Genomic DNA, 19,466 nt, shown 5'->3' with positions numbered 1-19,466 from the left:
CTACCGTGGTCGGCGTGCCTCTGGTCGCCGCCGCCGTCTGCCCGCAGCCACCCGTGATCGTTCCGGAGATCGCCGGGGGTGCGGCCGCCGAGTTGGACGAGCTCCGGGCCGCCTGCGACGCCGCGATCGGGCGGCTGCTCGCGGCCGAGCCGGACGCGGTGATCGTGCTCGGCGGGTCGGACCGGACGCGCCGGCTCGCCCCCGGATACCGCGGGACGTTCCGGCCGTGGGGCTCCCCGGTCGGCTTCGAGCTGAGCGGCGGCGCCGGCGAGCCGGTGACCACGCCGAGCCTGCTCGTCGGCGGGTGGCTGCTGGCCCGGCATGACCTCGCCGGCCGGACGGTGATGTTCGACGAGATCGACGCCACGGCCACCGCCGCGGAGTGCGCGTCGCTCGGCGCCGCGTTGGCCGGGCGGCGGCCGCGGGTCGCGCTGCTCGCGATCGGCGACGGGTCCGCCTGCCGGGGGGAGAAGTCCCCGGGGTACGACGACCCGCGCGCCCAGCCGTACGACGAGGGGGTCGCCGCGGCCCTGGGCGGCGCGGACACCGATGCCCTGCTCGACCTGGACCCCGTGCTGTCCGGGCGGCTGATGGTGGCCGGCCGGGCGCCGTGGCAGGCGCTGGCCGGTGCGGCGCGGGCCGCCGGCCGTGGCTGGCGCGGCGACCTCTCCTACTACGCCGCGCCGTACGGCGTGGCCTACTTCGTCGCCACCTGGACCCCGGCGTGACCCGGGTCGTCGCGGTCGTCGGGCCGACCGCCGCCGGCAAGTCGGCGCTGAGCATCGCGCTCGCGCACGCGCTCGGCGGCGAGGTGGTCAACGTCGACTCGATGCAGCTCTACGCGGGAATGGACATCGGCACCGCCAAGCTCACCCCCGCCGAGCGCGAGGGGGTACCGCACCACCTCCTGGACATCTGGCCGGTCACCGAGCCGGCGAGCGTCGCGGAGTACCAGCGGCTGGCCCGCGCCACCGTCGACGACATCCTGGCGCGGGGCCGGGTGCCGCTGCTGGTTGGCGGCTCCGGGCTCTACGTCCGGGCGGTGCTGGAGGAGTTCGAGTTCCCCGGCACGGACCCGGCGGTGCGGGCGCGGCTGGAGGCCGAGCTGGCCGCGGTCGGGCCCGCGCCGCTGCACGCCCGGCTGGCGGCGGCCGACCCCGCGGCGGCGGCCAGCATCCTGCCCGGCAACGGCCGGCGCATCGTCCGCGCGCTCGAGGTGATCGAGCTGACCGGGGCGCCGTTCACCGCGTCGCTGCCGGAGCCGCGGCCGTACTACGACGCGGTGCAGCTCGGCGTCGATCTGGACACGGAGCTGCTCGACGAGCGGATCGCGACGCGGGTCGACCGGATGTGGGCGGCCGGACTGGTCGACGAGGTGCGGGACCTGGTCGGGCGCGGGCTGCGCGAGGGGCGGACCGCCAGTCGCGCGCTCGGCTACCAGCAGGTGTTGCGTTTCCTGGACGGCGACTGGTCGCAGGAGCAGGCGCGGGACGAGACCGTACGGGCGACCCGGCGCTTCGTCCGCCGGCAGCGTTCCTGGTTCCGTCGCGATCCCCGGGTGGTGTGGCTCGACTCCGCCGGCCCCGACCCGATCGGGGCCGCGCTGCGGGCCGTGCGGGCGGCTCGGGAATGATGGTCGGGTGCAGTTCATCAAGGGCCATGGCACCGCCAACGACTTCGTGATCCTGCCCGACCCGGCCGGAGCGCTCCCGCTGACGCCGGCGCTGGTCGCGGCGCTCTGCGACCGGCGCCGGGGGATCGGCGCGGACGGCGTGCTCCGGGTGGTGCGCGCCGCCAACCATCCCGACGCGGTCCGGCACGCGGAGCGGGCCGAGTGGTTCATGGACTACTGGAACGCCGACGGGACGTACGCGGAGATGTGCGGCAACGGGGTGCGGGTCTTCGCCCGCTACCTCGACTCGATGGGGGTCACCGGGGACGCCGACGGGCTCGCGGTGGCGACCCGCGCCGGCGTGGTGCGCGCGGTGGTCGGGCCGGACGCGATCGCGGTCGACATGGGCCGGCCGCGGATCTACGACACCAGCACGGCGACGGTCGGCGGGCTGACCGTGCCGGGCGTCGCGGTGGACTGCGGAAATCCGCACCTGGTGTGCGCGCTGCCCGGCGCCCTCGACCTCGGCGGCCTGGACCTGACCCGTTCGCCCGGTTTCGACCCGGCGGTCTTCCCGGCCGGGGTGAACGTCGAGTTCGTCGCGCCGGCGGAGCCGGTGAACGGCGCCGACCTGCACGTGGCGATGCGCGTCTACGAGCGCGGCTCCGCCGAGACCCTCTCCTGCGGCTCCGGGGCCTGCGCGGTCGCGACGGTGGCGCTGCGCGACGCGGGCCGGGACGCCGGGGTCGTCGCGGTGGACGTGCTCGGCGGACGGCTCACCATCACCCTCGACGGGGACAGCTGCTGGCTCGCGGGCCCCGCCGTGCTGGTCGCGCACGGCGAGGTCGACCCCGGAACCCTGTAGCTGCCCCCGCCGATCAAGGACCCGTCCTTGACGGACCGGCAGGTTCTTGATCGGCGGAGGCGGGCCGTCAGGGGTGGGTCGGCAGCGTGCCCGGCTCGTCCCCGACCGGGTCCGTCGCGGGCGCGCCCGCGCCCGATGGGGCGCCGGCCGACGCGGGCGAGGTGGCGCCGGAGGTGGCCGAGGCGGCGGCGGCCTGGGCGGCGGCGCGCACCGCCGCGGCCACCGCCGGCGCGACGCGCGGGTCGAAGACGCTCGGCACGATGACGGTCGGGTTGATCTTTTCCTCCCCGACCACGTCCGCGATCGCCCGCGCGGCCGCGAGCGCCATCTCCTCGGTGAACTCCTCCGCGTGCGCGTCGAGCATGCCGCGGAACACGCCGGGGAAGGCGAGCACGTTGTTGATCTGGTTCGGCTGGTCGGAGCGGCCGGTCGCGACCACCGCGGCGTGCTTGCGCGCCTCCCGCGGGTCGACCTCCGGGTCGGGGTTCGCCAGCGCGAACACGATCGAGTTCTCCGCCATGGTGGCGATGTCGTCGCCGGTGAGGAGGTTGGGCGCGCTCACCCCGATGAACACGTCCGCGCCCCGGATCGCCCCGCGCAGGTCGCCGGCGTAGTTCTCCTTGTTGGTGTGGTCGACGAGCCACTGCCAGTCGGAGTTCAGCCCCTCCATGCCGCGGTGCAGCGCGCCCGGCCGGTCGTACGCGATGATGTCGCCGACGCCCTGCCGCAGCAGCAACTTCATGATCGCGGTGCCGGCGGCGCCCGCGCCGGAGACCACCACCCGGACGTCGGCCAGCCGCTTGCCGACCACGCGCAGCGCGTTGGTCAGCGCGGCGAGCACGCAGATCGCGGTGCCGTGCTGGTCGTCGTGGAAGACCGGGATGTTCAGCGCCTCGCGCAGCCGAGCCTCGATCTCGAAGCAGCGCGGCGCCGCGATGTCCTCCAGGTTGATCCCGCCGTACGCGGGCGCGATCGCCTTGACGATCGACACGATCTCGTCCGGGTCCTGGGTGTCGAGCACGACCGGCCAGGCGTCCACCCCGCCGAAGCGCTTGAAGAGCGCGGCCTTGCCCTCCATGACCGGCAGGGCCGCGGCCGGACCGATGTTGCCCAGGCCGAGCACCGCGGTGCCGTCGGTGACGACGGCGACGGTGTTGCGCTTGATCGTCAGCCGTCGGGCGTCGGCCGGGTTCTCGGCGATGGCCAGGCAGACCCGGGCGACGCCCGGCGTGTAGGCCCGGGACAACTCGTCGCGGGTGCGGAGGCCCACCTTCGAGTTGACCTCGATCTTGCCGCCGAGGTGGAGCAGGAAGGTGCGGTCGGAGACCTTGCGCACCTCGACGCCCTCCAGCGCGTCGAGCGCCTTGACGACCTGGTCGGCGTGGGCGGAGTCGGCGGTGTCGCAGGTGAGGTCGACGATCACGCTGGACGGGTCGGAGTCGACGACGTCGAGCGCGGTGACGATGGCCCCGGCCTCGCCGACGCAGGTGGTCAGCCGCCCGATCGCGGACGCGTCGGCGGTGATGCTGATCCGGATCGTGATGGAAAATCCGGCACTCGGTAGGCGGGTGGTCGCCACGTAAATCCTCCGGTTGCGGTGTGCGCGGCCGATCGGCCCGCCCGGCAATTCTTACCCGCCCGCCGTCGCGTCGCGTGCCGCCCTGGTTACCGGTGAGTCACCTCATTCCCGGCGTGGCGCGCGGAAACGGGCCGCGTGGGATTTGTGGATGCGCCGGCGGGCCGCGCGTGTCACGATCGAGGGCGGAGGAGGAAGCTTTTGCGCACAAACCGGACCGATGACTCGACGATCTCCTTCCCGGACCGCGTCGACGAGGTCGACGCCACCACGGGAGAGCTCGAACTCGAGAGCCGTAACGCCCTGCGGCGGGTAGCCGGGCTCTCCACGGAGCTTGCCGACGTCAGCGAGGTCGAATACCGGCAGCTGCGGCTGGAACGGGTCGTGCTCGTCGGGGTGTGGGACGGCAGCGTCACCGACGCGGAGAACTCGATCACCGAGCTCGCCGCGCTCGCCGAGACGGCCGGCTCGCAGGTCCTCGAAGGGTTGATCCAGCGGCGCGGGCGGCCCGATCCCGCCACGTACATCGGGCGGGGCAAGGTCGCCGAGCTCGGCGACGTGGTCGTCTCGACCGGCGCCGACACCGTGATCTGCGACGGCGAGCTCTCCCCGTCGCAGCTGCGCAACCTCGAGCAGTCGGTCAACGTCAAGGTGATCGACCGGACCGCCCTGATCCTCGACATCTTCGCCCAGCACGCGAAGAGCAAGGAGGGTAAGGCGCAGGTCGAGCTCGCCCAGTTGGAATACCTGCTGCCGCGGCTGCGCGGTTGGGGTGAGGCGCTGTCCCGGCAGGCCGGTGGTAGCGCCCGGGTCGGCGGCGCCGGCGGCGGCGTCGGCCTGCGCGGTCCCGGTGAGACCAAGCTGGAGACCGACCGGCGCCGCATCCGGACGCGGATCGCGCGGCTGCGCCGCGAGATCAAGGGCATGCGCACGGTACGTCAGACCAAGCGCTCCCGACGCGCCCGCAACGCCGTCCCCGCGGTGGCGATCGCCGGCTACACCAACGCCGGCAAGTCCAGCCTGCTCAACCGCCTCACCGGCGCGGGCGTCCTCGTCGAGGACGCGCTCTTCGCCACCCTCGACCCGACCACCCGTCGGGCGCACGCGGCCGACGGCCGGGTCTACACCCTGTCGGACACGGTCGGCTTCGTCCGGCACCTGCCGCACCAGATCGTCGAGGCGTTCCGCTCGACGCTGGAGGAGGTCGCCGACGCGGATCTCGTCGTGCACGTCGTGGACGGGGCGCATCCGGATCCGGAGGAGCAGGTGCGGGCGGTGCGCGAGGTGCTCACCGAGGTCGGCGCGGACAGCGTGCCGGAGCTGCTGGTGGTCAACAAGATCGATGCGGCCGACGAGGAGACGCTGCTGCGGCTCAAGCGGCTCTGGCCGGACGCGGTCTTCGTCTCGGCCCGCGCCGCGCGCGGTATCGAGGGGCTGCGCGGGGCGATCGAGGCGCGGCTGCCGCGGCCCGCGGTGGAGCTGCGGGTGACGCTGCCGTACGACCGGGGTGATCTCGTGGCGGAGGTGCACCGCCGCGGCGAGGTGTTGCGCACCACCCACACCGAACACGGCACGGAGCTGCACGTGCGGGTCGACGAGGCGCTCGCCGCCGAACTCGCCCGGCACGGCGCGACCCTGGGCTGATCACACTGCGTAATCGATCACGGCGTTCCGCGCTGGACGCGCCGAACGTGCGACACTGATCTGATGCGGCGTGTTCTGTCCTCGGCCATGGTGGCATCCGCGCTGGTCGGCCTCTTCCTTCTCGCGGGCCCTGCGCACGCCGCCCCGGCGCCGGCGCCGTCCGGCGACGCCGCGCCGCGCGCCAAGCCGACGAAGGTCTGCACGGTCAGCGACGAGCGTCTGCGCGAGATCTCGGGGATCGTCGCGCTCGCCAACGGCTACCTCGTGATCAACGACAGCACCGACGATCCGGGCAAGAAGCCGGTCTTCTTCCTCAACAGCGGCTGCAGGGTCAGCAAGACCAGAGACTTCCCGACCTCGCCGCTGGACCCGGAGGACCTCGCGCTCTCGCCCGACGGCAAGACGCTGTGGATCGCCGACATCGGTGACAACGCCACCTCTGCCGAGCGCCGGCCCAGGGTCGCGCTCTGGAGCATGCCGGTCGCCGGCTCCGCCGCCCCGGTGATCCACCGGGTGAGCTATCCGCAGGGCAGGCCGCACGACGCGGAAGCGCTGCTGATCGCCGACGACGGCACGCCGATCATCATCACGAAGAATCTCGGCAAGGCCGAGATCTACACCCCGTCGGCGCCGCTGAAGAAGAACAACGAGACGCCGGTGCCGTTGCAGAAGGTCGGCGAGGTCTCGCTCCCGAAGACCAACACCCCGAACGCGCTCGCCGCGACCGGCCGGCTCCCCGTCACCGGGGCGGCGCGTTCGCCGGACGGGACGCGCGTCGTGCTGCGCAGCTACGCCGACGCGTTCGAGTGGGACGTGTCCAACGGCGACATCGTCAAGGCGCTCACCACCGGCACGCCGCGGGTCACGCCGCTCGCCGACGCGTTCGGTGAGGCGATCACGTACACGCGGGACGGCAGGTTCTTCGTCACCGTCTCGGACGTGGGGTCGCTGCCCGGGGACGAACCGGTCGTCGTCCAGCGCTACACGCCCGCCACGACCATCGCCACCGCCGCCGGCACGGCCGCCGATGCCAGCAGCGATCAGTCGTGGTTCAGCACCCTCACGCTGCAGGACATCAACTACCTGATCGGCGCGGTGGGCATCATCGGCGCGATCCTGGTGGGGGCCGGCATCTACGGGATCGTGCGCGCCCGCCGCAAGCCGCCGGCCGACGACGTCGACGGTGAGGACGGCCCGAAGCCGGTGCGCGGCACGGCGAGCGCCGCGGTGCGCGCGCCGGACCGGGGGGAGCAGTCGGAGCCCGGGTGGGACGAGGGCGGCCCGGAGCGGGCCGGTCCGGGCCAGCGCGCCGGCGGTGTGTACGGCGCGGGCCCGGACGGCGGTAGGCCGGGCGGCGCGGTCTACGGTGGCGCCGCGCCGGCGGCCAAGCCCAGCGGCGTCTACGGCGGCAAGCCCAGCGGTCCGGTCTACGGCGCCACGGGTGGGCCCACCCCGGCGCCCGGCCGGGTGTACGGCGGCGCGCCGGCGCCGCAGCCCGGCGGTGCGCCGGCGGCGCCGCAGCGCGGCGGCGTGTACGGCGGCGGCCCGGGTTCCGAGCCGGTGGGCGGCGCGCCGCGTGGCCCGCAGCCGGGCGTGTACGGCGGTCAGCCGGCGTCGCGGCGACCCGCCCCGCCGTCGGGTGGGGTCTACGGCGGTCAGCCGGCGGGCGGGGGCTACGGGCGCGTCGAGCGCCCTGACGAGGACTACCGGGCCGGCCGCGGTGGCGGCGTTCCGGGCGATCGCCGGCGGGATGACGACGAGTACGACGACAACCGGGCCGGGGTGTACGGGCCGCCGCGCGGGCGGCGCGGCGGCTATCCGGACAACGGGGACGGCTACCGCTGACGAAGCCGCACAAAGGGGCGGCCCCGCCGATGGCGGGGCCGCCCCTTTGTGAATGTCGCGGGGGACGGGTCAGATCCGGCGGAGCACCGCGACGACCCGGCCCATGATGGTCGCGTCGTCGCCGGCGATCGGGTCGAACGCCGGGTTGGCGGGCATCAGCCAGACGTGCCCGTCGCGCCGCCGGTAGGTCTTCACGGTCGCCTCGCCGTCGAGCATCGCCGCGACGATCTCGCCCGAGTTCGCGGTCGGCTGTTGCCGCACCACCACCCAGTCGCCGTCGCAGATCGCCGCCTCGACCATCGAGTCGCCCTTGACCTGCAGCATGAAGACCTCGCCCTCGCCGACCAGCTCGCGGGGGAGCGGGAAGACGTCCTCGACGGCCTGCTCGGCGAGGATCGGCCCACCGGCGGCGATGCGGCCGAGCATCGGCACGTACGCCGGGGTCGGGCGTTGGGCGCGGACGGTCTCGTCGTCGACCAGCTCGCTGGGGGGACGTACGTCCACCGCGCGCGGGCGGTTGGGATCGCGGCGGAGGAACCCCTTCCGCTCCAGCTCCTTGAGCTGGTAGGCGACGCTCGACGGGGAGACCAGCCCGACCGCCTCGCCGATCTCACGCACGCTCGGCGGGTAGCCGTAGCGCTCCACCCAGTCGCGGATGAACTCGAGGATGCGGCGCTGGCGCGCGGTCAGGTCCACGGTGACGGGGTCGGGGAAGGCGCTGACCACCGGCGTCACCGGCCGCAGCTGCGGCTGCGCGCTGCGGGACCGGCTCGGGCTCCGCCGTCGGCCACCCGACGCCGCCGGCGCGGTGGTCTTGGCGGCGGTCTTCTCCGGGTGATGTTGCCGGCTCGTCCGGTCGTCGGTCGACACGTCCGTCCTCCCTGGTCGGCGGTGAGTGCCTTGGCGGCTCGTGGTGCGTCGCTGCGTTCGACGCCGCGTTTGCCGCGAAGGCGCACCGGCGTCGGTGTCCAAGACCGTATCGGTGCCATCGGACAGTTTCAAACATCTGTACGAGGTCCTTCGGCGTGTCCTTCCGGAAAATCGCCGCCCTACCCGCGTTTTCTGCTAAACAATCGTACGCATGTTCTATTCAATTACCCACGGTAGTTGCGCTGACTCTTTTGGGTTAACCCGGTGCGGCATCCACCGGGGAGCCATCGGTCACAATCCGAGGGATCGCGCTGCGCCCGGAGCGCGGGACCGGCACGATCTATCGCGGCCCACGTGATGCCGCGCGCGTGCCGGTAACCGCGCGCCGGGCAATCCGGTTGGGAAGGTGACATCGCGCCACGACCCGCGCGTCAACTTGACCCTGGCGCATCCGCGGCATAGCGTCGACCCCAACATCTAGTAGTCACAAGCGTGTAAGTCATCCACAGGTTGTGGGTAACCACCCTCACCGCTTCTCGCCTCGACACACAGCGGCGCCCGCCACGAACGGCCGTCCGTTGCGTTGTCGCGTGCGCGGGATCGGTGGCGGAGGGGCTGTCACGCCACCGGTCGATCGGAGAGGAGGCCCGGCATGCGGTGCCCATACTGCCGGCACGCCGACTCGCGCGTGGTGGATTCGCGCGAAGCCGACGACGGGCAGCTGATCCGACGTCGCCGCTCCTGCCCGGAGTGCGGCAAGCGGTTCACCACGGTCGAGGAGGCCGTCCTCGCGGTGGTGAAGCGCAGCGGCGTGACCGAGCCGTTCAGCCGGACGAAGATCATCGGCGGCGTGCGCAAGGCATGCCAGGGACGGCCGGTCGACGACGACGCGCTCGCGCTGCTCGCCCAGAAGGTCGAGGAGACCGTACGGGCCAAGGGCGCCGCCGAGATCCCCAGCCACGAGGTGGGGCTCGCGATTCTCGGGCCGCTGCGGGAGCTGGACGAGGTGGCCTACCTCCGCTTCGCCAGCGTCTACCGCTCGTTCGACTCGCTCGGCGACTTCGAGCGCGAGATCGAGACGCTGCGTGCCGCCGCGGCGGCACGGCAGCGGCAGGGCGGGACGCAGCCGTCGGCCGGGGCGGCCGCCGGCCGTACCGATTAGAGCTTTTGATTTTTTCGGATCGTGTAAGGAAGCGCGGCGGGGTGCCGCGCGAGGCACTGAGGGGGCGGATGAGATGGCGGGGGAAGGTGTGACCGCGAGCAAGGGACGGGCGCGCGCCGGGAGCGCGGGCGGGCTCAAGGTCGAGCGGGTGTGGACCACCGAGGGGGTCCACCCGTACGACGAGGTGACCTGGGAGCGGCGCGACGTCGTCATGACGAACTGGCGTGACGGCTCGATCAACTTCGAGCAGCGTGGCGTCGAGTACCCGGACTTCTGGAGCGTCAACGCGGCGAACATCGTGACCACCAAGTACTTCCGGGGCGCCGTCGGCACCCCGGAGCGGGAGTGGTCGCTCAAGCAGCTGATCGACCGGGTGGTGAAGACCTACCGGGCCGCCGGCGAGCAGCACGGCTACTTCGCGTCGCCGGCCGACGCCGAGATCTTCGAGCACGAGCTCACCTGGATGCTGCTGCACCAGGTCTTCAGCTTCAACTCGCCGGTCTGGTTCAACGTCGGCACCTCCTCGCCGCAGCAGGTCAGCGCGTGCTTCATCCTCTCCGTCGACGACTCGATGGACTCGATCCTCGACTGGTACAAGGAGGAGGGGCTGATCTTCAAGGGCGGCTCCGGCTCCGGCGTCAACCTGTCCCGGATCCGCTCCTCCAGGGAGCTGCTCTCCAGCGGTGGCACCGCCTCCGGCCCGGTCAGCTTCATGCGCGGCGCCGACGCGTCGGCCGGCACCATCAAGTCCGGCGGGGCGACCCGGCGCGCGGCCAAGATGGTCATCCTCGACGTCGATCACCCCGACGTGGAGGAGTTCATCGAGACCAAGGCGCGTGAGGAAGACAAGATCCGCGCGCTGCGGGACGCCGGCTTCGACATGGACCTCGGCGGGAACGACATCGTCAGCGTCCAGTACCAGAACGCCAACAACTCGGTCCGGGTCTCCGACGAGTTCATGCGGGCGGTCGAGGAGGGCGGCACGTTCGACCTGCGCGGCCGGCTCGACGGCGCGGTGATCGACACGATCGACGCCAAGGGCCTGTTCCGCAAGATCGCCAAGGCGGCGTGGGAGTGCGCCGACCCGGGCCTGCAGTACGACGACACGATCAACGACTGGCACACCACCCCGGAGACCGGGCGGATCACCGCGTCCAACCCGTGCTCGGAGTACATGCACCTCGACAACTCGTCGTGCAACCTCGCCTCGCTGAACCTGATGAAGTTCCTCAAGGCCGACGGCGGCTTCGAGGTCGAGAAGTTCGTCCGCAGCGTCGAGTTCGTCATCACCGCGATGGACATCTCGATCTGCTTCGCCGACTTCCCGACCGAGAAGATCGGCGAGACCACCCGCGCCTACCGCCAGCTCGGCATCGGCTACGCCAACCTCGGCGCCCTGCTGATGGCCTCCGGCCTGCCGTACGACTCGGAGGCGGGCCGCAGCGTCGCCGCCACGATCACCTCGCTGATGAACGGTGTCGCCTACCGCCGCTCGGCGGAGCTCGCCGGCGTCGTCGGCGCGTACGACGGCTACGCCCGCAACGCCGAGGGCCACAAGCGGGTCATGCGCAAGCACGCCGCGGCCAACGACGAGATCCGTCCGACCGGGCTCGTCGCCACCGAGATCGCCCGGGAGGCCACCAAGCAGTGGCAGACCGGCAACAAGATCGGTGAGAAGAACGGCTGGCGCAACTCGCAGGCCTCCGTGCTCGCCCCGACCGGCACCATCGGCCTGATGATGGACTGCGACACCACCGGCATCGAGCCCGACCTGGCCCTGGTCAAGTTCAAGAAGCTGGTCGGCGGCGGCTCGATGCAGATCGTCAACCAGACCGTGCCACGCGCGCTGCGCAGCCTCGGCTATCCCGAGGAGCAGGTCGAGGCGATCGTCGAGTTCATCTCCGAGCACGGCCACGTCGTCGACGCGCCGGGCCTCAAGCCCGAGCACTACCCGGTCTTCGACTGCGCGATGGGCGAGCGCTCCATCGCCCCGATGGGCCACGTCCGGATGATGGCCGCGGTACAGCCGTTCATCTCCGGCGCCATCTCCAAGACCGTCAACATGCCGGAGTCGGCGACGATCGAGGACGTCGAGAAGATCTACTTCGAGGGCTGGAAGCTCGGCCTCAAGGCGCTGGCCATCTACCGCGACAACTGCAAGGTCGGCCAGCCGCTCTCCGCCGCCAAGAGCAACAAGGCCACCGAGGCCGCCCCGGCCGAGGTCGAGAAGGCGGTCGAGAAGGTCGTCGAGTACCGGCCGGTGCGCAAGCGCCTGCCGAAGAAGCGCCCCTCCTCGACCGTGTCCTTCTCGGTCGGCGGTGCCGAGGGCTACCTCACCGCGTCGTCCTACCCGGACGACGGTCTCGGCGAGGTCTTCCTCAAGATGTCGAAGCAGGGCTCCACGCTCGCCGGTGTGATGGACGCGTTCTCCGTGGCCATCTCGATCGGTCTGCAGTACGGCGTCCCGCTGGAGACGTACGTCAGCAAGTTCACCAACATGCGCTTCGAGCCGGCCGGCATGACCGACGACCCGGACGTGCGGATGGCCGCCTCGGTGATGGACTACATCTTCCGTCGCCTGGCGCTGGACTTCCTGCCGTACGAGCGCCGCGCCGAGCTCGGCATCTTCACCGCGCAGGAGCGGGCCGCCCAGCTGCGTGCCGAGGCCGAGGCCGAGGCGGCGGGCGTCGACCTGGCGGGGATGGCGGCGTCCGCGCCGGTCTCCGCGCCGGTGGACGCCACCACGACCGCGCCGGAGCCGGCGGCGGCCCCGCAGGTCATCGAGTCGGCCACCCAGGTCGGATCGTCCACCGAGCTGCTGGAGGCCGTGCTGGGGAAGGCGGCCGACGCGCCGCTCTGCTTCACCTGCGGCACCAAGATGCGGCCGGCCGGTAGCTGCTACGTCTGCGAGGGCTGCGGCTCCACCTCCGGCTGCAGCTGACACCGCGAAGTAAAACGGATGCCTCCCACCCGATCGGGGTGGGAGGCATCCGTCTTTGGCGGCGGGGTGCATGACCTCCTGGAGCGGATGCTCGGCGGGGCACCGCTGCCGGTCGGGCATGTGGGGACCACTGCCGCCCATGCCCGCCGACTCGCTGGCTGATCGAGTACATGCGCGTCGAGCGGCACCGCGTCGACCCGGCCGAGCACCACAGCGACGTGTTCGTGGCCGACGAGGACGACCTCGCCAACGCAGCGGCGCAGGAGCTGCCGCGCAGAGCCGCACCTCAGCAACATCCCCGTCCCCGCCAGGCTGGTTCTGGCCGCCGCCATCCTCGCGGCGGCCGACAAGCCCGTCTCCACGGTCACCGTTTCTGGTGCAGGGGCGCGTCTCGCATCCGCTTCTGCCGATGACAGGACACGAGCTCGTCGGGTTCTGCAGGCTCAGCGAACCGGTACCGCTCACAGCGGCACGAATAGGGGTCCGCGTCAGGGGACTCTTCGCCGTGTCCGGCGTCAGGTTGCGCGATCCGAGTCGTGCCCGAACAGCAGCCGTATGACGGGTCGGGCCAAGTCCGTGGCGTCGTCCTGGCCGGCTGCCTGTCTGAGCGCACCACCCAGCCACAGCGTTGCGAAGCCGTGCACGATCGACCACGCCGCCAGTCGGGCGATCTGCGGGTCCACCCCCGGCAGTGCCGTTACTTCGGCGCGCAGCGCTTCTGCGGCCCGCTGCCGCGCCGCCGCCAGCGTCGGATCGTCGTCGGGGTAGAGGTCGGGCTGGAACATCACCTTGAAGTGAGCCGGGTGATCTACGGCGAACCGCACGTAGGCGAGGCCGACCTCGAGGATCTCGCCGCCCGCGCCACGGGCGGCTTCCAGGGCGTCGGCGAGCAGCTCGTAGCCCTGGCTCGCCAGCGCCGTTAGCAGGCCTTCCTTGTCACCGAAGTGGTACGCGGGTGCGGCGTGCGACACACCCGCGCGCCGCGCGAGGTCGCGCAGGCTCAGCCCGCTCGTTCCGGATTCACCGATCACTTCCACCGCGGCTGCGAGCACAGCTGCCCGTAGATCTCCATGGTGGTACCGCCGTCCTGGGTCGTCTGCCACGTCAACACCCTAACTTGTCATTGACAAGACTTAGTGAAGCTGGCATCTTGTCAATGACAAGTTTCAGGAGGGACGCATTATGGCTCCGCTCATCGCTCTACTCGGCGGCGTTGCCCTCGCGCGCCTGGCCGGACTCTGCGGCGTGCACACCCTCGATGGCTGGTACCCGGCCCTGCGCCTGGGTCTTGCGCTGATGTTCGTGGTCACCGGTGTAGCGCACTTCAGCCGGGCCCGGCGCCGCGAGCTGATCGCCATGGTGCCCCCCAGGCTGCCCCGCCCGGACCTGCTGGTGACGGTCACCGGAGTCCTCGAACTGGCCGGGGCGGCCGGCCTCCTGCTGCCAGCGGCTGCACGGTGGTGTGCGGCGGGCCTGGGCCTGCTCATGGTGGCGATGTTTCCCGCCAATGTCTCCGCCGCCCGCCGTCACCTCGCCCTCGGCGGACACCCCGTCACGCCGCTGCTACCACGCACCGCGCTACAGGTGCTGTTCGTCGCCACCGCCGCAGCCGTGGCCGTGGGGTAGCGAGATGCCCCCGCCAGTCGACCGAGCCGCCTTCCCGCCCAGATCACCACAGCCCAGCCACGGGGAGTACAGATGACTCACCTGCACCTCAGCGACGCAAGCCGGGTCATCGCCGGAATCGTCCTCCTCACGATCGTCACCATCGAATTCGGTGGGTACTTCATGACCCGCATCGTTCGCGGCGCCGTGGACCTGACCGACTTCCAGAAGACCTTCGCCCGCGCCGGCCACGCGCACGCCGGGGTGCTGGTCACTCTGAGCCTGGTGTGCCTCATCCTGGCCGACGCCACCGACCTGAACGGTCCTGCCGGCTGGGCCGCGCGACTGTGCGTGCCGCTCGCGGCGATCCTCATTCCGGGAGGCTTCTTCGCCTCCTCGGCTGGCCGCGCCCGCACCCGACCCAACCGTGCCATCGTCATCCTGTGGGTCGGGGCGGCCGCCCTGGCCGCCGGCACTCTGACGCTCGGCGTACAGCTCCTCCTCGGCTGAATCCGGGTACCTGTTCCGCAATGGCGGGGCAGCCCACCGTTCGAGGGTCGATCTCGTTCGAAACCGATCGCTTCGTTACGCCAAGCCGATCTCGGTGGTGGCGCAGAGGGAGACCACTCACCTAACGCAACGGTTCAACGACCTCAATAGATCGACTGCGCGGACATGCTGCGAACAGGGCCGCTACCGACCGTCACGGCGATCTGGGTCTCGCCGGCATCCGGATGTGGCCGATGAGCGGACATTGACGTCGCGAGACCGTGACTGCCGGGGTTTGTGCAGGTGACGAGGCTGCGCGGTGCTGTGTGGTTTCGATGCCCATCCCCGACGGTGCCCCGGTGCCCCGGGTGACCTCCGTGCGCGAGGTCACCCGGGCGCCGCAGGCTATGCCGTCGGCCTGGCTTGGTGCAGGATCTGGGCCAGTTCGGCCGGTCGGCTGAGCATCGGCCAGTGCCACGTCGGCAGTTCCTCGTACCGCCACGAGTTGCCGGCCATGTGCTGACACAGCGGCATGGTGGCGGCCATCTCGCGTACCTGCTCGACGGTGAAGCTCGACAGCACGCCGAGGCGGGGCAGCTTCTCCCACGCCCCGGTGAGCCGTACCGGCGTGGTGGCGGTTGCCCACGGTTGGGCCACCGACCGCTCACCGAGCAGCGCGACGACCGATTCATCCACATCGGATGCTCCCGCCGCTAGTTCGGCCCACGGCGGGGGCGGCAGCCGCCAGCCATCGCCGTGTTCGGCGACCACCGCCGCGTTGCGTTCACGTACCTGCGGTGGGCTGAAGTCCTCGTTTGCCACCCCGTCGGGTAGTGGGCCGGTGTCGACGAAAACCAGCTGGGCGATGCAATCGGTCATGCGGTCGGCGGCGGCGGTCGTCACGACCGCGCCGGCGTAGCTGTGCCCGACAAGGACCACGTCGTGTAGGTCCTCGTAGCGCAGCAGGTTGACCACGTCCGTGACGTGGACATCGAGGTCGGTGTCCGGGCGGGCCAGGTGGGCGCGCTCGCTCAGGCCGGTCAGACTCAGCGGGTACACCTCGTGGCCGAGCCCACGCAGAGCGGCGGTGACCGGGCGCCAGGCCCACGCGCCGAGCCAGAAGCCGGGAACTAGTACAAATGTCGTCATGCACCACACGCTACGATCAATACTGGACAGATTCCGCCCAGATTAGGAGTCAGATCATTGGCCCGGCCCACCGCGCGTGTGCTGGCGTTGCTGGAGATCCTCCAAGTCGGTGGCGGCTTCACTCTCGCCGACCTGGCGGGTCGGCTGGGCGTTGACGAGCGCACGGTCCGCCGCTACGCTGCGCACCTCGCCGATCTCGGCATCCCGGTCGAGGCCCGGCGCGGTCGCTACGGCGGGTACCGGCTCGCGCCCGGATACAAGTTGCCGCCACTCATGCTCACCGACGAGGAGGCGGTCGCTGTCATGCTCGGGCTTGTCGCCGCTACCCGGGCGGGGCTGGCCACCGCCGAAGGCGCGGCAGCCGAGAGCGCGACCGCGAAGATCCGCCGGGTACTGCCCGCCGTCCTCGCCCGGCGGATCGATTCGCTGCTGGCCACCGTGGACTTCACCGCGCCGGTCCGTCAGCCCGCCTCGCCCGGCATCGAGGTGCTGCTGGTGCTCGCCGAGGCGGCCCGACATCAGCAACCGGTGAGCATCGCCTACACCACCTGGCGCGGCCGGTCGGGCGAGCGGCGGCTGGACCCGTACGGCCTGGTCTTCCACGCTGGCCGGTGGTACGTCACCGGTCACGATCACGACCGCCGGGCCGTGCGGACGTTCCGGCTCGACCGGATCGGGACGGTCCGCCCCGCCGAGGGCAGGTTCGACATCCCGGCCGGCTTCGACCCGACCACGCAGGTACTTGCCGGTCTGGCAGCCGTGCCGTACGCGCACGACATTTCCGTGGTGCTACACACCAGCCTGGCGCAGGCGCAGCGACGGATCCCGCCGTCGGTCGGCACGCTTACTGAGGTGCCCGATGGAGTGCGCCTCACAACCCGAGCCGAACGGCTCGACGGTGCGGCACAGATGCTCGCCGGGCTTGGCTGGCCATTCACGATCGAGCGACCGGACAAACTCAAGGACGAGATACGCGCCCTAGCCGCCCGACTGCTCACCGACGCTGACGCCCGCGGATAAGCAGCAGCCGGGCCCCGCCCGAAACGACCCAGGAACCCCCACGACAGGTATCGAGTGGCCGGCTAATCGCTTAGGAGCGTAAGCAGCGACTCCGTCAGCGGCGGTAGGCTCTTGGTCAGGTCCTGGCATACGTGAGGACGACGGGGCCGTCATCGAAGAACCGGCGATCGGTCAGCGTGAACCGGTTCGGGTTGAAGGCCCCATCAACGATACGGACGCCAACGCCCGTCACGATCGGATACAGCTTGACGACGAGTTCGTCGATCTCGGGCAGGAGGGTCCCGGCGAGCTTGCCGCCGCCGCACAGCCAGATGTCGAGCCCGTCTTCCTTCTTGAGGCGGTGGACGAGGTCGACGGGATCGTTGGTGACCAGCTCCACCTGCGGGTCGTCGATCTGAGGGATGGTGCGTGACACTACGTACTGGCGTAGGTGCCGGTACGGGCTGGTGATGTCGATGTCGAGCGCCGGCTGGTAGGTTCCGCGGCCCATGACCACGGTGTCGAAGCGCCGGTTCGGCGCATCGATCCCGAGCTGGGTACGGACGTGGGTGGGCAGGGTTTCCGGGTATTCCGCGGTCAGAAACGCCAGGAACTCGTCCGTGACCGGGTAGAAGTCGGTCTCCCCGCTAGGTCCGGCGATGATCCCGTCAAGACTGGTGCCGACGTAATAGACCAGCTTTCGCATGCGTGCAGTCCTTTGGCTCGTGAAGTACTATACCTAGAGTGGTATGAGCTTAGTACTACAGCTGTAGTCTTAACAAGAGAGGTTTCTTGTGCGACAGAACCCGGCCCGGCGCGCGGCCCTGCTGGACGCAGCCATCGAGGTCCTCGCTCGGGAGGGCTCGCGAGGCCTGACGTTCCGCGCGGTCGACACGGAGGCGAACGTGCCCGCTGGCACCGCCTCGAACTACTTCGCCAACCGTGATGAGCTCATCAACCAGATCGGCGCCCGCATCTATGAGCGGCTGCGTCCCACCGACGAGCAATTCGCCCAAGCGCGGCGTGGCTCGCCGGACCGGGGCAAGCTGGCCGACCTCATGCGCGAACTGGTGCAGCGGATGGCGGACTTCCCCAGCGGGTACCTCGCGCTGATCGAGCTGCGGTTGGAGGCGACCCGCCGACCCGCCCTGCGACAAGTGCTCACCACAATGGTCCGGTCCGACCTGGCCGACAACGTCGACTTCCACCGCGCGTCCGGAAACCCCGGCGACGCGACGACGGTCAACCTGCTCTACCTGGCCCTGAACTGGCTCATCCTCGACCGCCTGACGCTGCCTGGCGTGTTCAGCGGCGAGGAGACCGACGCATTGATCGTGGCGGCTGTCGACCGACTGGCCAGCGAAATCGACTGAGCAACCACCCAATACGGCTGCGACCGCCAAGCGGTTTGCCAGGTCTCCACCTCGAACATCCGCCATTGCCGCGAACCCGACCACTACCGACCGTCACGGCGATCTGGGTCTCGCCGCCATCCGCATGTGCGATGTGTGTGTTTCCGATCGCCGCGCGATGCGGCCCTTGTGAACGACCCTAAGTTCACCTGCGGCGGCAGATGTGTTGAGCTGATGGGTCATGCTGAGGCAACCCCGCGCAGCGGCCGATTGGAGGACCTTGACGCCCTGGCCCTGGATCGTCCTGGGCGGCGTAGCGCTGCTGCTTGTCGTTACGTCAGCCGTCGTTGTTCTGTGGCACCGCCGGGCGGCCCGCGCATCGTTGACGCGTGACCCCGTCATGCGGAACGCGCGGCGGGCTATGGCCGAGATGCAGGACCAACGTCGGCGTTCCCGCAAGGGCGCGATCCGTGGCCGAGACGGTGGTGAAACGCGGGAACGATGTATGACGCCGCGTATGGCTCGGACACCTCTGCCGGAGCGTAGTCGCATCGACGTCACCTGGGATCGGGTGCACTGATCTGCCGCTTCGGGTGGGGCTGGCGTTCATCGCCGTTGGTGACGCACGGTGATGCATGGCTGCCCTTCCTGCTCCCGCTCCCAGTGTCGTACCGGCCAATCAGCTCGTTTTGCGTGCCGCGGTGTCGGCCTTCCTGGGCCGCTACCGTGGGCAAACTCGCGTCCCTACCGAGTCCGACCTGCGAGTCTTCCTCCGTTGGTGCACCGACCAAGGCCTTGATCCGCTCGCCGCAGCGCGAGTGGACGTCGAGCGGTACGTGCGCTGGCTGCAAGACGTCCGCCGGTACCAGCCCTCGACGGTCTCGCGGCGCCTGTCGGTGGTGGTCGGGGTTCTATCGGGTCTGCGTCATCGACGCCATCCTGGGGCACTCGCCTGCCGACTACGTCCGCCGGCCCGCGGGGCCACCCGAGTCGCCCGACCCCCGGTTTGGGCCACCTGCAGTTCGAAGCCCTGATCACCACCGCCCGGCTGTCGGCCGACCCGAACGACTTCACTTTGGTCGCGCTCTTGGGCCTGCTCGGCTTGCGGATCTTCGAAGCCCGCGGGCCAGACATCGCCGACCAGGGTGAGGAACGCGGCCACCGGGTCCTGCGCGTGCGCGGCAAGGGCGGCAAGCTCGTGCTCGTCTCGCTGCCACCCGCGGTAGCCCGAGCCATCGACCGGGCCATCGATGAGCGCGCCAGCGGACCGCGGTCATGCCGAAAGTAGTGCATCCGATCGCGAAAGTTCGAGGTCCTGGAGCCGACGTTCAAGATCGGTCTGGCACGACCGTGGTGA

General features: G+C 70.9%; 17 protein-coding genes. 12 read left to right on the top strand and 5 right to left on the bottom strand.

Annotation, left to right across the window (positions count from 1 at the left end; translation table 11 throughout):
* The first annotated feature begins 5 nt into the window (after positions 1-5).
* Genes BLW47_RS08265 through dapF form a run of 3 tightly spaced genes read left to right on the top strand, consistent with a single transcriptional unit; the run spans position 6 to position 2,477 of the window.
* Positions 6-728: a class III extradiol dioxygenase subunit B-like domain-containing protein gene (locus BLW47_RS08265; protein WP_175543548.1), complete on the top strand. Its 723-nt coding sequence runs from the start codon at positions 6-8 to the stop codon at positions 726-728.
* Positions 713-1,633 (top strand): tRNA (adenosine(37)-N6)-dimethylallyltransferase MiaA, encoded by a 921-nt coding sequence (gene miaA / locus BLW47_RS08260; RefSeq protein WP_245736555.1) that lies wholly within the window; start codon positions 713-715, stop codon positions 1,631-1,633. The genes BLW47_RS08265 and miaA overlap by 16 nt, the downstream gene beginning before the upstream one ends.
* Positions 1,634-1,640: 7 nt before the next feature.
* Positions 1,641-2,477 carry a diaminopimelate epimerase gene (gene dapF, locus BLW47_RS08255; protein WP_091553817.1) on the top strand — a complete coding sequence of 279 codons (837 nt, stop codon included), beginning with the start codon at positions 1,641-1,643 and terminating at the stop codon, positions 2,475-2,477.
* A 67-nt stretch (positions 2,478-2,544) separates the two neighbouring features.
* On the opposite strand, the gene BLW47_RS08250 is transcribed toward dapF, so the two are convergent.
* Positions 2,545-4,056, bottom strand: coding sequence for an NAD-dependent malic enzyme (locus tag BLW47_RS08250; protein WP_245736533.1), 1,512 nt, complete (start codon positions 4,054-4,056; stop codon positions 2,545-2,547).
* A 198-nt stretch (positions 4,057-4,254) separates the two neighbouring features.
* On the opposite strand from BLW47_RS08250, the gene hflX reads away from it, so the two are divergent.
* Together hflX and BLW47_RS08240 are read left to right on the top strand one after the other, a co-directional pair.
* Positions 4,255-5,697, top strand: coding sequence for a GTPase HflX (gene hflX / locus BLW47_RS08245; protein ID WP_245736531.1), 1,443 nt, complete (start codon positions 4,255-4,257; stop codon positions 5,695-5,697).
* 63 nt (positions 5,698-5,760) lie between these two features.
* Positions 5,761-7,542 carry a hypothetical protein gene (locus BLW47_RS08240; RefSeq protein WP_091553814.1) on the top strand — a complete coding sequence of 594 codons (1,782 nt, stop codon included), beginning with the start codon at positions 5,761-5,763 and terminating at the stop codon, positions 7,540-7,542.
* Positions 7,543-7,611: 69 nt separating this feature from the next.
* Here BLW47_RS08240 and lexA read toward each other — a convergent pair whose 3' ends face one another.
* Complete coding sequence (gene lexA / locus BLW47_RS08235; RefSeq protein WP_091553811.1) at positions 7,612-8,412, bottom strand: transcriptional repressor LexA; 801 nt, start codon at positions 8,410-8,412, stop codon at positions 7,612-7,614.
* Positions 8,413-9,064: 652 nt separating this feature from the next.
* Between lexA and nrdR the strand changes: the two genes are divergently transcribed.
* Both nrdR and BLW47_RS08225 read left to right on the top strand, forming a co-directional pair.
* Entirely contained in the window at positions 9,065-9,574 is a 510-nt protein-coding gene (gene nrdR, locus BLW47_RS08230; RefSeq protein WP_091553807.1) for a transcriptional regulator NrdR, read from the top strand.
* Between the two features lie 73 nt (positions 9,575-9,647).
* The gene (locus BLW47_RS08225) at positions 9,648-12,515 is read left to right on the top strand and encodes a vitamin B12-dependent ribonucleotide reductase (RefSeq protein WP_091553802.1); all 2,868 of its coding nucleotides are present in this window, start codon (positions 9,648-9,650) and stop codon (positions 12,513-12,515) included.
* A 515-nt stretch (positions 12,516-13,030) separates the two neighbouring features.
* Here the strand turns inward: BLW47_RS08225 and BLW47_RS08215 are convergent.
* The gene (locus tag BLW47_RS08215) at positions 13,031-13,618 is read right to left on the bottom strand and encodes a TetR/AcrR family transcriptional regulator (RefSeq protein ID WP_091553794.1); all 588 of its coding nucleotides are present in this window, start codon (positions 13,616-13,618) and stop codon (positions 13,031-13,033) included.
* 79 nt (positions 13,619-13,697) lie between these two features.
* On the opposite strand from BLW47_RS08215, the gene BLW47_RS08210 reads away from it, so the two are divergent.
* Both BLW47_RS08210 and BLW47_RS08205 read left to right on the top strand, forming a co-directional pair.
* Positions 13,698-14,141 carry a DoxX family protein gene (locus tag BLW47_RS08210; protein ID WP_091553792.1) on the top strand — a complete coding sequence of 148 codons (444 nt, stop codon included), beginning with the start codon at positions 13,698-13,700 and terminating at the stop codon, positions 14,139-14,141.
* Positions 14,142-14,213: 72 nt separating this feature from the next.
* Positions 14,214-14,630 carry a hypothetical protein gene (locus BLW47_RS08205; protein WP_091553789.1) on the top strand — a complete coding sequence of 139 codons (417 nt, stop codon included), beginning with the start codon at positions 14,214-14,216 and terminating at the stop codon, positions 14,628-14,630.
* Positions 14,631-15,014: 384 nt separating this feature from the next.
* Here BLW47_RS08205 and BLW47_RS08200 read toward each other — a convergent pair whose 3' ends face one another.
* Positions 15,015-15,758 carry an alpha/beta fold hydrolase gene (locus BLW47_RS08200; RefSeq protein ID WP_091553783.1) on the bottom strand — a complete coding sequence of 248 codons (744 nt, stop codon included), beginning with the start codon at positions 15,756-15,758 and terminating at the stop codon, positions 15,015-15,017.
* A gap of 57 nt (positions 15,759-15,815) precedes the next feature.
* Here BLW47_RS08200 and BLW47_RS08195 point away from each other — a divergent pair, with 57 nt between their 5' ends.
* Positions 15,816-16,778 (top strand): helix-turn-helix transcriptional regulator, encoded by a 963-nt coding sequence (locus tag BLW47_RS08195; protein WP_091553780.1) that lies wholly within the window; start codon positions 15,816-15,818, stop codon positions 16,776-16,778.
* A 115-nt stretch (positions 16,779-16,893) separates the two neighbouring features.
* On the opposite strand, the gene BLW47_RS08190 is transcribed toward BLW47_RS08195, so the two are convergent.
* Positions 16,894-17,463, bottom strand: coding sequence for a dihydrofolate reductase family protein (locus BLW47_RS08190; RefSeq protein WP_091553776.1), 570 nt, complete (start codon positions 17,461-17,463; stop codon positions 16,894-16,896).
* An 88-nt stretch (positions 17,464-17,551) separates the two neighbouring features.
* Between BLW47_RS08190 and BLW47_RS08185 the strand changes: the two genes are divergently transcribed.
* Positions 17,552-18,130 carry a TetR/AcrR family transcriptional regulator gene (locus BLW47_RS08185; RefSeq protein ID WP_091553773.1) on the top strand — a complete coding sequence of 193 codons (579 nt, stop codon included), beginning with the start codon at positions 17,552-17,554 and terminating at the stop codon, positions 18,128-18,130.
* A gap of 985 nt (positions 18,131-19,115) precedes the next feature.
* Complete coding sequence (locus tag BLW47_RS25340) at positions 19,116-19,397, top strand: hypothetical protein (RefSeq protein WP_091553767.1); 282 nt, start codon at positions 19,116-19,118, stop codon at positions 19,395-19,397.
* Positions 19,398-19,466 lie beyond the last annotated feature (69 nt).

The organism is Micromonospora pattaloongensis, assembly GCF_900107255.1.
Lineage (GTDB): Bacteria > Actinomycetota > Actinomycetes > Mycobacteriales > Micromonosporaceae > Micromonospora_I > Micromonospora_I pattaloongensis.
The sequence above is the reverse complement of the archived record's forward strand: the minus strand, read 5'-3'. Positions and strand labels throughout refer to the sequence as shown.

Excerpts from the sequence above, each read along its gene's own strand:
- nrdR (WP_091553807.1), top strand. The coding sequence starts at position 9,065 with ATGCGGTGCCCATACTGCCGGCACGCCGACTCGCGCGTGGTGGATTCG.
- BLW47_RS08205 (WP_091553789.1), top strand. The coding sequence starts at position 14,214 with ATGACTCACCTGCACCTCAGCGACGCAAGCCGGGTCATCGCCGGAATC.
- BLW47_RS08210 (WP_091553792.1), top strand. The coding sequence starts at position 13,698 with ATGGCTCCGCTCATCGCTCTACTCGGCGGCGTTGCCCTCGCGCGCCTG.
- BLW47_RS08200 (WP_091553783.1), bottom strand. The coding sequence starts at position 15,758 with ATGACGACATTTGTACTAGTTCCCGGCTTCTGGCTCGGCGCGTGGGCC.
- BLW47_RS08225 (WP_091553802.1), top strand. The coding sequence starts at position 9,648 with ATGGCGGGGGAAGGTGTGACCGCGAGCAAGGGACGGGCGCGCGCCGGG.
- BLW47_RS08190 (WP_091553776.1), bottom strand. The coding sequence starts at position 17,463 with ATGCGAAAGCTGGTCTATTACGTCGGCACCAGTCTTGACGGGATCATC.
- BLW47_RS08240 (WP_091553814.1), top strand. The coding sequence starts at position 5,761 with ATGCGGCGTGTTCTGTCCTCGGCCATGGTGGCATCCGCGCTGGTCGGC.